Genomic DNA, 12,752 nt, shown 5'->3' on the forward strand with positions numbered 1-12,752 from the left:
CGAGTACGTTGGGGTGCAACCAAAAGTTGCAGAAGGTGGAGAGCATGGAATTCGGAACGATCGAGCGGGAGATCCACATCGACGCCTCACCCGAGGTCGTCTTCGACGTGGTCAGCAGCCCCGCGCACCTGCGCGAGTGGTGGCCGGACGAGGTCGAGTTCCCGGCCGTGCCCGGCGGGGCGGGGCGGATCGGCTTCGGGGACGTCTCGCAGGGCCTCACCTGGGTGCAGTTCACGGTCGTCGACGCCGTACCGCCGCGGCTGTTCTCCTTCCGGTGGACCCACGAGGAGGGGGAGTCCGCCGCACCAGGCAACTCCAACCTGGTCGTCTTCGCGCTCGAACCCGCCGGGAACGGGACGCTCCTGCGCATGACCGAGAGCGGCTTCCGCGAGCGCGGCTGGGACGAGGCGAAGGTCGCCGCCGAGTACGGCGATCACACCACCGGTTGGGACTTCTACCTGGCGCGGCTGGAGACGTACGCCGCGAAGGTCGGAGCGGACGTACGACGGTGACAGTCGACGACGACCTCTGGTCGGCGGTCGGCGACCCGACGCGGCGCCGGATGCTCGACCTGCTGCTGAGCGAAGGCAGCGGTACGGCGACCAGCCTCAGCGAGCATCTGCCGGTGACCCGTCAGGCGGTGGCCAAGCACCTCACCGTCCTCGACCGGGTCGGCCTGGTACGTGCCACCACCGTCGGCCGCGAGCGGCAGTTCCGCGTCGATCAGGCCCAACTCGCCCGCGCGACAGCCCAGCTCGCCGACGTCGGCGCCGCCTGGGACTCCCGCCTCCGGCGCATCAAGCGCATCGCCGAGACGATCCAGCGCGGCAAGGACGCGAACGACGAGCCCGGGAAGGACGCACCGAGCCGCACGACGTGAAGATCAGCGACTGACACTGATCCGTAGGCCACAGGGGACGGTGGGAAGGCCACGTGGGCCCGTGCCCGGAGGGTGATCCGGCGGACCGCGGCCGGGCTCTCGTCGACGGCCTCGGCGATCTCGTCGTACGCCAGAACGAACACCGCGCGCACAGGCCCGGGGTGCTCAGTGCCGACGGCACAGGGGGTGAGCCGAACTCCGTTCCAGCGGCGGGGGGCCGTTTCGGGGGGCCGTTTCGGCGGGCCGACGGTTCCGCTGAGCGGGTCGGGACGGGACGGGGGTCAGGGGTGGGAGGGGTCGGGGGCCGGCGTCGGGGGAGGGGCCTCCGTGGGGGTGGGGGAGGTGCCGGGGGCGGCCTCGATGCCGGCGACCAGGACGAACGCGCCGACCGACACCACCAGCAGGGTGCCCCACAGCGGGACCGTTCCGATGTTCATCAGGCGGGTGAAGACGCTGGGGCCCAGCACCGCGGCCAGGCTCCAGCAGATCTGGCTGAGCGCGAAGTACCGCCCCCGCAGGCCCGTCGGCGCCAGCGTGGCCACCAGATCGGTCAGGACGGGGGACGCGATGATCTCGGCGGCGGTGTAGCAGGCCACACCGGTGACCAGGCAGAGCACGATCCACCGGGTGCCGCTCGCGTGCGCCGCCCACAGCAGCGCGAAGGAGGCCCCGAACAGCACGGACGCCAGCCGCAGCAGACGGGTGCCGCGCAACGGGCGCAGCGCCTCGGTGACCGGTGTCTGGAGGGTCACGATCAGCGCGGTGTTTCCCGCGAGCAGCGCCCCCGCCACCCAGGTGGGCTGGCCGAGTGTCCTGGTGACGTAGAGCACCAGGATCAGCGGAAGTCCCAGCAGGCACAGTCCGAATATCACCGTGGTGGCGTTGAGTGCCGTGAATCGGCGGTCCGCCAGGACCTCGCGGTAGCCGGGACGCCGCGGCTCCCGGACGCCAAGGCTCCGCCGCTCACGGACCTGCGCGGGCACGACAGCGGACACGGGAGAAGCGGGTGCGGCGGCCGGCACATCAACGGATACGTCAACGGATACGTGGGCGGACACGTCGGCCGGCACCGCCCCGGGCGGCGACTCCCCCGGCCGCAGACGCGCGAGCACCGCGGCCGCCAGCAGAAAACTGCCCGCGTTGACCGCCACCACCGCCCGCCCGCCGACCGACCCCGCACCCGCCACGACCGACGTCGCCAGCAGCGCGCCCACTCCGGTGCCCAGGTTGCGCACCACCCGCAGCAAACTGAACCACCGCACCCGGTCCTCCGGTTCCGCGACCAGCGCGACCATCACCCCGTTCGCCGTCCAGAACAGATTCTGGCCCGCGTTGACGAGGAACCCGTAGGCCACGATCTGCCCCGCGCAGCCCGCCCCGAGGTAGCCGATGAAGCCGGCCGCCTGGGCGACGTTCGCCAGCACCACCGAACTCCGGGCGCCGAAGCGGTCGACCAGCGGACCGAACAGCGCGGAGCACGGCAGCGCGAGGGCCGCGGCCCCGGACAGCGCGAGTCCGATCGTGGGCAGCGGCACCCTGGTGGTGTCGAGGAAGTACAGCAGCGCGTACGGCAGGAAGAGCCCGGTCCCCAGGCTGTCCACCAGGGCAGCCGTCAGCAGCGGGCCGGCGCCCCGGGTACGGGGCAGCCCAAGACGTTCGCGCAGAGTCGATCGGCGGGTGGCCGGCCCGGTCAGGGCCACACCGCCTTCCTCCCCCTCGCTCCGGGCCGACCCGCCCAGAGTCACACCGGTGTCCTCTCCCCCGCACCGGGCCGAACCGCGCCGGTCCCACCCGCCGCGTTTCCATCCGATGCGGTCCCATCCGCTCCGGGACGGCCCGGATCGGACCGGCCCGCATCGGAGCGATCCGCGTCCGGCCGACCCGCGCCCGGCCGACCCGCCGCCGGCACCACCGGCGGCCGCTCCGACACCCTGGTGAGCACGGCCCGCACCGCGGCGGTGACGATCTCCAGCCCCTCGTCCAACTCGTCCTCGCCGACCGTGAGCGGGGGCAGCAGCTTGACGACGTCGTCGGCCGCCCCGGAGGTCTCCACGAGCAGCCCGCGCTCGAAGGCGGCGGCGCAGATCAGTTGCGCCGCGGTGGGACCGCCTCCCCCGGCCGCGCCGAAGCGCAGCCCCACGGCCATCCCCCGCCCCCGCACCTCGGCCCCCGCCTCGGGGAACTCCCGCGCGACCTCGCCGAGCACGGCCCGCAGCCGCTCCCCCTTGGCCCGTACCGACTTCTCCAGATCGCCGTCCGCCCAGTACGTCCGCAGGGCCTCGGCCCCGGTGACGAAGGACGGGCTGACGCCGCGGAACGTGCCGTTGTGCTGGCCCGGCCGCCACACGTCAAGGTCCGGCCGGATCAGGGTGAGCGCCATTGGCAGCCCGTATCCGCCGATCGACTTCGACAGGCAGACGATGTCGGGGGTGATGCCCGCGTCCTCGAAGCTGAAGAAGGCTCCGGTGCGCCCGCAGCCCATCTGCACGTCGTCCACCACCAGCAGTACGTCCAGCCGGCGGCACACCTCGGCCAGCGCGCGCAGCCACGCGCCGCTCGCCGCGTGGAGGCCGCCTTCGCCCTGCACGGTCTCGACGATGACGGCGGCCGGCAGGTCGTACCCGCTGCCCGGATCGGTCAGCAGCCGCTCCAGCAGCGCGGGGGCGTCGCCGCCGCCCGGATAGCCGTCGTACGGGAGCGTGGTGACATGGGTGAGCGGCACACCGGCGGCGGCTCGCTTGGACGCGTTGCCGCTCACCGCGAGCGCGCCGAGCGTCATGCCGTGGAAGGAGTTGGTGAAGCTGACGACCGAGTGCCGTCCGGTCACCAGTCGGGCCAACTTCAGCGCGGCCTCGACCGCGTTGGCGCCGCCGGGGCCGGGAAAGACGACCTTGTAGTCGAGATGACGTGGCGTCAGGACCACGTCGGCCAGCGCTTCGAGGAATTCGGACTTGGCCACGGTGAACATGTCGAGCGCGTGGACGACGCCGTCCCGGTTGAGGTAGTCGAACAACGCCGCCTTCAACACCGGGTTGTTGTGACCGTAGTTGAGCGCTCCGGCACCGGCGAAGAAGTCCAGGTACGGTGTCCCGTCCCGGGCGTACAGGCGACTGCCCGCGGCGCGGTCGAAGACCACCGGCCAGGACCGGCAGTAGCTGCGTACCTCTGATTCCAAGGCATCGGACATGGCCATCGGGAGGTCCGTTCATGGAGGTGGGTGGCTGCGGGCGTGGCGCCCGGGGTGGACAGGCGGAGTATGCCGCCCGGGGCGAACGGGAGGTGCGCCCAGGGCGGACGGGCGGGGTACGGCGGATACGGCGGCGCCCAGGGCGGGCGGGGTACGCGCCGATGGAGGGCGGGGTACGGCGCCGGTGGAGGGCGGGGTACGGGTCCCGGGGCGGCCGGGATGTGCCGTCCGCCCCGGAGCCCGGTCAGGTGTGGAGGAAGGTCAGCAGCTCGTCACGGGCCGGCCCGGCCCGGCCGAAGTCGCCGTGGATGGAGGTGGAGGTCATCCGGGCGCTGGTCTTGATGCCGCGCATCGTCATGCACAGGTGTTCGCCGTGGCCGACCACGGCGACGTCCTCGCTGCCGGTGATACGGATGATGTCGGCGGCGATGTCGGCGACCAGCCGCTCCTGGAGTTGCAGCCGGTGGGCGTGCTGGTGGGCGATACGGGCGAACTTCGAGAGCCCGAGCAGCCGTTCGGTGGAGCGGTAGGCGACGCTGATCGAGCAGTTGAACGGCAGCAGGTGGTGCTCGCAGATGGACCAGACCTCGATGCCCGAGACGAGCACCAGCTGACCGGTCCTGGTCGTCTCGAACAGGGTGGACACGGTACCGGGGTTGTAGTCGGTGAACTCCCGCCACCAGCGGGCGAATCGCTCCGGCGTCTCCTGGAGTCCGTCGCGGCTCGGGTCCTCCCCGATCTCCTTCAACAGCCTGACGGCGAGGTCGACCAGCGGATCGGGGTCCCGTACGCGTTGGATGTCCAGCGTGGCGGTGACGGACTCGGTTTCCACATCTGTGCTCACTCAGACGCCTCTTTCCTGTCCCCAGATCAAGATGTGCAGTCGGGTGGTGAGATTCCAGCCGCGCTCGATCACCGCGGCCACAAGGTTCTGCACATGTGCGTTGACGTGTTCCGCGCTCTGGCCCTCCGGCATGATCCACACCGGGTCGATGGCGAAGCGCCGTACGAGGTCGCCGACTTCGTCCAGGTCGGCGAGGTCGCGGCAGACGAACTTGAAGGCGGTGCCGGGGGTGCCGACCAGACTCCGCAGCGCGTCCGGCCTGATCCGCCGGTCGGTGTGGACGCCCGAATGGGCCAGCTTCGGCGAGACGTTGAACCGGACGCCCGCCGCCACCAGTGCCTGGTGGGGGGCGTGAGTGCCGTTGGTCTCGATCTCGACTTCCATGCCGCGCTTGGTGAGCCGTTCGACCAGCGGGACCAGTCGGAACTGCTGGCCGAGCGGTTCGCCGCCGGAGATCACCACGAGGTCCACGCCGAGCCCGGACACCTCGTCGGCGACGGAGGCGATGGAACGCGGGTGCAGCTCCTTGCGGGGGTCGTAGGCGATCCCCGCGTCGCTCGTCCCCCGCCAGTCCCAGGTGTAGGGGGTGTCGCACCAGCGACAGGTCAGATTGCAGCCCCCCAGGCGCACAAAGGCGCACCGCCGGCCGAGTGAACGGCCTTCTCCCTGAACGGCCCTATGGTGGGGCCGAAGACTTCGTTGACGACGATCTGCGGATCCACTGGCACCACCTCCTCGATGTGGTCGCCGCGCGAGCGGGTGCGGTTCGGGCCCGGCTGCTGCCGAGCCCGTGAGGCCGGGTTCCCCTACGGGCCCGCGGGTCCGTAGGGCCGGGGCGCCCGTCGGCCCGGGGCAGGTAAAACCCGACCGGTGTCAGGCCCCGCGAGCACACGGCCCCGGGGTTGTCTCAGGGCCGGAACTCGGCCCAGGTTTTCGGCGTTTCGGAGATCCGGACGGCGGACAGCTCCGGGAACTGCTCCGACCACAGCTCGTACATCCACCTGGCCAGGTTCTCCGCGGTCGGATTGGCCTTGACGACGTCGTTGAGGTGCTGGTGGTCCACGGTGGTGTCGATCCACGCCTTGAACGGCGCCAGTTCGCCGTAGTCCCGGACGAATCCGGTCGGCGTCAACCGATCGACCTCGGCGGCCAGTTCCACTTCGACCAGGTAGTTGTGGCCGTGCAGGCGTCCGCACTGGTGTCCTTCGGCGAGGCCCTCCAGCCGGTGGCTGGCCGAGAAGGCGAACTGCTTGGTGATCCGCACTGTCATGCGCGATGTCCCTTCCGATTCACAACGTCCGCTCCAGGACGTCCTTCTCGCTGTTCCGGTACGCGGTGGGGTCCTCGACCTCGGCGGCCGTGAACGCCGTACGCCGCTCGACGCACGCCGCGCACACCCCGCAGTGGAGCTCCTCCCCGCGGAAACACGTCCAGGTCTCGCCCCACGGAACGCCCAACTCCGTTCCGCGCAGGATCACTTCGTGCTTGTGGAGGGTGATGAGCGGCGCGAGCAGATCCAGTCCCGGCAGGGCCTGGCCCCGGGTCGCGATCCGCTCCATGGCGAGGAATGCCTCCAGGAACGCCACTGAGGTGTCGGAGGGGCCCACGTCGTCCGCCATCACCCCGAAGGCCACCGCCTGCGCCTGCTCGACCACGGCGACCGAGTAGGCCACCGCCAGCAGGAGCGCGTTGCGGTTCGGCACGATGTTGGGGTTGGGCCCGGCAGGGGCGGAGTGCGCGTCCGGGACGGGCACCGAGGGGTCGGTGAGGGACGAACCGCGCAACAGGCGGCCCACGGAGGTCAGATCGACCTCGTCGTACGGGGAGCCGAGCCGTTCGGCGGTGGCGCGGGCGAAGTCGAGTTCCTTGCGGTGGCGCTGCCCGTAGTCGACGGCGAGGACATGCAACCGGTGTCCCTCGGCGGCCAGTTGGTGGGCCATCGTCACGGAGTCGATTCCGCCGGAGACAACGGCGACGATCTTGGTCATCGGACACTCCCCACCTGGGCGTCGTGGCCGGCGGCGTCCGCAGGTACCGGGCCGAGTGGCACGACGCCGAACTCCCGCGGCCCCTGGACCGGCGCCACGTCGAGTTCGTACAGCCGCGCCAACTCCTTCAGCCGACCGGGGACTTCGTCCTCGTCGTCGGCCGCGAAGAGCACCACACCGGTGTGCGACGTGGAGTAGAGGTCGGGGTCGACGACGTCGCCGACGCCGCGGGTCATGGTGACCCGGAGCACCCCCGGCACCGCCGCCAGCTTCTCGGCCGGGGTGATCGCCGTGATGCGCCCCGCCCTGGCCGGAAGCATGGAGTTGGCCACGATGTGTCCGGCGTGCCGGGGGCGCAGGGTCGGCGGCAGCCCCAGCGAGGTTTCGAGGAACGCCTGCCACAGATCGACCCCGTACTGGACGGCGAGCCCCTCGACCAGTCCGCCGCCCGGCGGCCGGCAGGCGATCTCGCCGACCAGCATCCCGGACGCGGTACGGAACATCTCCACATGCGCGACCCCCGAACGCAGACCGACCGCGCTCAGCACGTCGCGGAGCAGGGCGAGCGCCGTCTCCCGGTCGGGATGCGTGTCGGGCAGCGGGTAGGACCCCAGCAGCCCGCCGAGACTGCGCAGGACCGGGCCGTGGTAGCGGGAGACGGCGGCGAACAGCGGCTCGCCCTCGTGCACCACGGCGTCGCAGTGGTACTCCGCCTCCATCTCCACCAGGGACTCGACCAGCAGCGGTGTCCGTTGCCCGCGCAGACCGGCCGAGCGCCGTTCGGCGGCGAACTCCTCGAAGGCGCCCGGCGAGTGGAGCTCGACCACGTTGAACGCCCCGCCGCCGAAGGTGGGTTTGACCACCACCGGCCAGCCCAGCGCGGCCGCGGCGGCCGGGACATCGGCCAGCCGGTGCACCGGTCGGAAGGGGGTGACCGGCACTCCGGCGGCCGCCAACGTCCGCTTCATCACGTACTTGTTGGAGCAGATGTTGGCGGTCTCGTACCCGATGCCCTGCACGCCGTAGTGCGAGCGCAGCAGTCCCGAGGCGGCGATGCCGGCCTCCGTGGGGGTCAGGACGGCGTCGACCCGGCCCTCCGCGAAGATGCCGAGTGCCGCGTCGCGCACGGCCGTCAGGTCGTCGACGCTGCCGACGGTCGTCACCTGCGCGGCGGGCCCGTAGAAGTCGGCGAACTCGGGCTCGGTGACGACCGACACCCGGCCGATGAGTTCGCTCGCCAGCAGCGGGGCCGGCAGCGGCTTGTAGGAGCTGACCACCAGGATGTCGTACGGGCCTCGGCCGGTCATGAGATCCCCTTCCGGGCGACGAGCACGAACCAGTGCCGGGCCAGGTGGACGCCGCGTTCCGAGGTCGCGCGCTCGACGTAGGCGTCGAACCGTTCCTTGTCGGCGACCGGGTCGAAGTCCTCGAAGATCGGGACCTTCCGCAGGAATCCGCGCAGGTCGTCCGCCGAGTGGAAGTGCTCGTCGAACCGGAACGCGCGGTGCTCGACGCAGAACCCGGCCTCCTCCAGCCGCACTTGACCCTCCTGGGCCGGCGGGACCGTGTGCCAGCGGCCGTAGTTCTGCCCGCGTCCGAAGGTCTCCTTGAGGGCCCTTGCGTCCTGCTCGCCGATGCCCAGATGCACCACCGCGCCCCGCTCGCCGAGCACCCGGTGGAACTCGGCCGGGCACAGCGGTCCGCGCCGGGAGGAGACCACGTCCACCGAACCGTCGGGCAGCCGGGTGGCCGCGGCGTCGCCCACCTCGAAGACCACGTGGTCGAGCCCGGCCTCGCGCTGGTTGCGGCGGGCGGCCGCCAGCATCTCGGGCGACATGTCGATGCCGCGGACCTGCGCGAACCGGTCGGCCAGCGCCAGCAGATTGCGTCCGTCGGCGCATCCGACGTCCAGCAGGCGCCCTCCGCCGCCGAGTGCGGTCAGCACGGTGTCGAAGAACTCCTCGGGGTCGCCCTCGGGGTAATGCGTGTCGCGGGGAGGCCAGTCGGGGTAGCCGCCGAACTGTCCGGCCACCTTCGAGTAGAACGCGGGGTTGGTCACGGCGTCGGTCGCCTTTCTCGGGCCGGGTCGGGCTGTCGGCAAGGGAGCGGGCTGCGGGCGGACTGGGGGCGGCGGTTGTCGGGCGCGGTCGGCGCGACGGCGGTTCGTCGGCCGGTGTCCGCGGGACGCCGTCGCTCACGCCGGGGGCCGGCGCAGGGCGGCGGCCCTCACGGCAACGGCCCTTACGCCGGGGTCAGCGGGACCCCGAGCTTGCCGAGGATCGACTCGCCCGCCACCTCGGCCTCCAGTCCGCGACCGCCGCCGACCGGTACGTTCATCGGCTCGATCAGGGCCAGCGGGTCGGCCTCGAAGAAGAACACCAGGGAGACCTGTTCCTCGTCGGCGGCCTCGGGGCCGGGGGCCGGCACCCGGTGCCGCAGTGCCCGCCAACGGCCGTCCGTCCACAGCTCCATCAGGTCGCCGAGGATGACGATCAGGGTGTCGGAGTCCTGGTCGTAGGCCGGGGGGAACCAGCCGTTCGCCTCGTTCCACGCCTCCAGACCGCCCTTTCCGGGCTGGCGGTTGAGCAGGGTGAAGGTGCCCAGGTCGGTGTGCGGCGCGTTGCGCATGCGGCCGGTGCTGACCTGGCCCAGCCGGGACAGCGACGGGTACCAGCTGACGTTCTGCGTCCACGTCGCCTTCCGGGAAAGGGAGTTGAAGAAATCCCGGGGGAGCCGGAGCACATCGGCCATCAGTCCGTTGACCTGCGCGGCCACCCGCACCATGTGGGCGGTGTAGACATCGGCCGCGTCCCGGAGCCGCGGCAGTTCGTCGGGCCAGCGGTTGGCCGGGTAGAACAGGCCGTCGACGTGGGGGTCACCGGTGCGGTGTGTGGGGCCCACGTAGAAGGACTCGTGCAGGTCGGCGGCGCTGTCGTCGCCGGCGGCGTCGGGAATCCCGACGTTGCGGTGCACCTCGCGCCAGCCGTTGTCGTACTGCCCCTGGATCTCGTAGCGGAGCTTGGTCTCGCGGGGCAGCCGGAAGAACGACAGCCCCGCGTCGCGGAAGTCCTCGCCGCTCGCCCGCGGTACGTCATGGCCGGTCAGCAGGAACATGCCGGTCTGTCGCAGGGCCAGGTCCACGTCCGACGCGATCTCGTCGAGCCGGTCGGGTCCCGCGCTCTGCCATTCCTTCAGGTCGACGGTGGGGATCTGGGTGCTCATCTCTGGACGCTCCTTGAAGCGGCCCGGGCTTGTGGCGACCGGGGGTGTTCGGTACCTGTACGGCTGGGGTGTGCGGGCGGGAGAGGAGAGGGGACGCGGGCACGCGGAATCGGCGAGCGGTGGGGTACGGGCGTCGCGGCGGCGGACCATGTCCGTCCGGTCCGTCCTGTCCCGTCCCGGAAAGGCTGATCGGCCGGGAAATCGGGGGGACGTGCAACGGGCGGAGGGGTGCCGCCGCTGCCCGGGAATCGTCGGGCCCACGTACGGTCGGAGTGCGCATTCACCGGCCGTACGGAAAGGCGTTTCGGTGCGCTGGAATTCGGTCGGACGTCAGGCGGGGCCGGCGGCACGATGTCGCCGAAACGCCCCTCTTTTGCCTGCCGATTCACGGCCGATCGGCGGGCTTTCGAGAATTCCCGGCCAAATCCCTTCGGGACTCCCCGAAGAAATCGGCTCGGGCACACGATCACCCACCCGGCCAGTCTCAGCCGCTGCCCTGACCTCTGTCAACGGCGCATTCCGCGTGAGACGCGAGGCGCGCGGCCGGCCGCACGATCCCCCCGTTCGCGCTGTTTATCACCGGCGTACATAACGATCATTATCCGATGATCCAACCGTAAACTTTACATCTCCACGGAGAATTCCACCGGGCCTTTTTCAACCGGTGGAACGTTTCCGTCACTCCGTGATGTCGAGCAGGCGGGAAATACGGCCACGAGCGTATGAGCATACCGCCGCCGGGGGCGTATGCGGGAATTATTTCACGCTAAAGTCCGTACGCCGACACCGCGTTCACCTGAACGCTCGCTCAGCGCGCTTCCCGGGCGGGGGCACCGTAACGGAGTCCGTCGACGAGCAGGCCGACCATGCGTCGCGTATGACCGTTGCCGTCCTCCTGGGCGGGCAGGGTCAGATTGCCCGTGGCGCGCAGCAGGTCGTCGGGGTCGATGTCGGAGCGGATCCCGCCCGCCTGCGCCGCGGCGTCGAGGAGCGCGCCGAGCACGGGTATGAAGCGCTGCTGGAAGTAGCCGGGCAGGGTGTCGTACGCCGGGTCCCCCGAGTGGAGGGCCGCGCTGAGTCCGCGCTTCGTGGCGATGAAGACGGCGAAGCGCTGGAGCCACCGGGCGAGCGCTTCCACCGGCTCGTACCGCGCCGCGAGGGAGGGCGCGGCGTCGGCGCAGGCGTCGACCTCGTGCCGGAAGACCGCGGCGATGAGGTCGGAACGCAGCGGGAAGTGGCGGTAGAGGGTGCCGGCCCCGACGCCCGCCTTGGCGGTGATCTGGCGTACGGGTGCGTCGACGCCCTGGGTGGCGAAGATTTCCGCGGCCGCCGCGAGCAGGGCGTCGGTGTTGCGTCGCGCGTCGGCCCGTACGCGCTTGTGGGGCTGCCCCTCGGACGCGCCGGAGCCGGCTTCCCGGGTCGTGTCCTCGCTCACGGTGCTCCCTGTTGCTAAACGGAACGCTGTTCCGTATCGTCTGGACCGAACGCTGAACGCTGTTCCGTTTATGCAGCGTAGCGCGCCGCCTCAGGCGTGGGCCAACGCACAAGGAGATCCATGAAGTACCGCACACTGGGCCGGACCGGCATCAAGGTCAGCCCGTACTGCCTGGGCGCCATGATGTTCGGCGCCGCCGGAAACCCCGATCACGAAGACTCCGTCCGGATCATCCACAAGGCGCTGGACGCGGGCGTCAACTTCGTCGACACCGCCGACGCCTACTCGCGCGGCGAGTCCGAGGAGATCGTCGGAAAGGCGCTCAAGGGCCGCCGGGACGATGTCGTACTGGCCACCAAGGCGCACCTCCCGATGGGGGACGACCCCAACCAGCAGGGCAACTCGCGGCGCTGGCTGGTCCGCGCGCTTGAGGACTCCCTGCGCCGGCTGGGGACCGACCACGTCGACCTCTTCCAGGTCCACCGGCCCGCGCCGGACACCGACGTGGAGGAGACGCTCTCGGCGCTCACCGACCTCGTACGCGCGGGGAAGGTCCGGGCCATCGGCAGCTCCACGTTTCCCGCCTCGGACATCGTCGAGGCGCAGTGGGTCGCCGAGCGGCGCGGCCTGGAGCGGTTCCGCACCGAGCAGCCGCCGTACTCGATCCTCAACCGGGGGATCGAGCGCGAGGTACTGCCCGTCTGCGAGCGCTACGGCATCGGCGCCCTGGTCTGGAGCCCGCTCGCGCAGGGCCTGCTCACCGGCCGCTACCGCAAAGGCCTGACGACCGAGAGCCTGCGGGCGAGCTACGGCTTCAAGCACCTGAGCGACGAGCGCAGGCTCGACGCGGTCGAGCGGCTGATCCCGGTCGCCGAGGACGCCGGGATGTCACTGACGCACCTGGCCATGGCCTTCGCGATCGCCCACCCCGGGGTCACCTCCGCGATCATCGGCCCTCGCACGGGGGACCACCTCGACGACCTGCTCGCGGGGGCGTCGACCGAGCTGAGCGACGAGGTGCTGGACCGGATCGACGCGGTGGTGCCTCCCGGCACGGACATCGGAGCCCTGGACATGGCCTACGACCCGCCGGCCATCGAGCACCCCCACCTGCGCCGCCGCACCCCCGAATCCCGCCCCGCCTCCTGACCTACCCAGCCTCCCAACACCCCACCTCCCAAAGGCCCGCGGAAGGG

13 protein-coding genes and 1 pseudogene are annotated in these 12,752 nt (G+C 71.2%); 3 read left to right on the forward strand and 11 right to left on the reverse strand.

The features are described from left to right. Positions 1-44: 44 nt before the first annotated feature. Together OHA30_RS15740 and OHA30_RS15745 are read left to right on the forward strand one after the other, a co-directional pair. Positions 45-512, forward strand: a complete 468-nt coding sequence (locus OHA30_RS15740; RefSeq protein ID WP_328914468.1) for an SRPBCC domain-containing protein — start codon at positions 45-47, stop codon at positions 510-512. After that, complete coding sequence (locus OHA30_RS15745; RefSeq protein WP_328914469.1) at positions 509-880, forward strand: ArsR/SmtB family transcription factor; 372 nt, start codon at positions 509-511, stop codon at positions 878-880. Before OHA30_RS15740 ends, OHA30_RS15745 begins: the two co-directional genes overlap by 4 nt. A gap of 47 nt (positions 881-927) precedes the next feature. Here the strand turns inward: OHA30_RS15745 and OHA30_RS15750 are convergent. The 11 genes and pseudogenes from OHA30_RS15750 to OHA30_RS15800 all read right to left on the reverse strand — a co-directional run. Then, a pseudogene (locus OHA30_RS15750) lies at positions 928-1,032 on the reverse strand (RNA polymerase subunit sigma-24); the annotation flags it as partial. Between the two features lie 129 nt (positions 1,033-1,161). After that, a complete protein-coding gene (locus OHA30_RS15755; protein WP_328914470.1) occupies positions 1,162-2,580 on the reverse strand; it encodes an MFS transporter in 1,419 nt (472 codons plus the stop codon). Positions 2,581-2,621: 41 nt separating this feature from the next. Continuing rightward, the gene (gene ectB / locus OHA30_RS15760; protein WP_328914471.1) at positions 2,622-4,073 is read right to left on the reverse strand and encodes a diaminobutyrate--2-oxoglutarate transaminase; all 1,452 of its coding nucleotides are present in this window, start codon (positions 4,071-4,073) and stop codon (positions 2,622-2,624) included. 238 nt (positions 4,074-4,311) lie between these two features. Then, on the reverse strand, positions 4,312-4,911 hold the full coding sequence (gene folE / locus OHA30_RS15765) for a GTP cyclohydrolase I (protein WP_328914472.1): 600 nt from the start codon (positions 4,909-4,911) through the stop codon (positions 4,312-4,314). Continuing rightward, positions 4,912-5,541 carry a 7-carboxy-7-deazaguanine synthase QueE gene (locus OHA30_RS15770; RefSeq protein WP_328914473.1) on the reverse strand — a complete coding sequence of 210 codons (630 nt, stop codon included), beginning with the start codon at positions 5,539-5,541 and terminating at the stop codon, positions 4,912-4,914. It abuts the gene before it with no gap. A gap of 277 nt (positions 5,542-5,818) precedes the next feature. Further along, positions 5,819-6,181, reverse strand: coding sequence for a 6-pyruvoyl trahydropterin synthase family protein (locus OHA30_RS15775; protein WP_328914474.1), 363 nt, complete (start codon positions 6,179-6,181; stop codon positions 5,819-5,821). A gap of 19 nt (positions 6,182-6,200) precedes the next feature. Then, complete coding sequence (locus tag OHA30_RS15780; RefSeq protein WP_328914475.1) at positions 6,201-6,899, reverse strand: 7-cyano-7-deazaguanine synthase; 699 nt, start codon at positions 6,897-6,899, stop codon at positions 6,201-6,203. Then, a complete protein-coding gene (locus OHA30_RS15785) occupies positions 6,896-8,206 on the reverse strand; it encodes an ATP-grasp domain-containing protein (protein WP_328914476.1) in 1,311 nt (436 codons plus the stop codon). The genes OHA30_RS15780 and OHA30_RS15785 overlap by 4 nt, the downstream gene beginning before the upstream one ends. Further along, positions 8,203-8,958 carry a class I SAM-dependent methyltransferase gene (locus OHA30_RS15790; RefSeq protein WP_328914477.1) on the reverse strand — a complete coding sequence of 252 codons (756 nt, stop codon included), beginning with the start codon at positions 8,956-8,958 and terminating at the stop codon, positions 8,203-8,205. Before OHA30_RS15790 ends, OHA30_RS15785 begins: the two co-directional genes overlap by 4 nt. Before the next feature lie 182 nt (positions 8,959-9,140). Then, complete coding sequence (locus tag OHA30_RS15795; protein WP_328914478.1) at positions 9,141-10,121, reverse strand: 2-oxoglutarate and iron-dependent oxygenase domain-containing protein; 981 nt, start codon at positions 10,119-10,121, stop codon at positions 9,141-9,143. 808 nt (positions 10,122-10,929) lie between these two features. Then, positions 10,930-11,556, reverse strand: coding sequence for a TetR/AcrR family transcriptional regulator (locus OHA30_RS15800; protein WP_328914479.1), 627 nt, complete (start codon positions 11,554-11,556; stop codon positions 10,930-10,932). 120 nt (positions 11,557-11,676) lie between these two features. Between OHA30_RS15800 and OHA30_RS15805 the strand changes: the two genes are divergently transcribed. Next, positions 11,677-12,705 carry an aldo/keto reductase gene (locus tag OHA30_RS15805; protein WP_328914480.1) on the forward strand — a complete coding sequence of 343 codons (1,029 nt, stop codon included), beginning with the start codon at positions 11,677-11,679 and terminating at the stop codon, positions 12,703-12,705. Positions 12,706-12,752: the final 47 nt, after the last annotated feature.

Origin of the sequence: Streptomyces sp. NBC_00223 (assembly GCF_036199905.1) — a bacterium.
Taxonomy (GTDB): domain Bacteria; phylum Actinomycetota; class Actinomycetes; order Streptomycetales; family Streptomycetaceae; genus Actinacidiphila.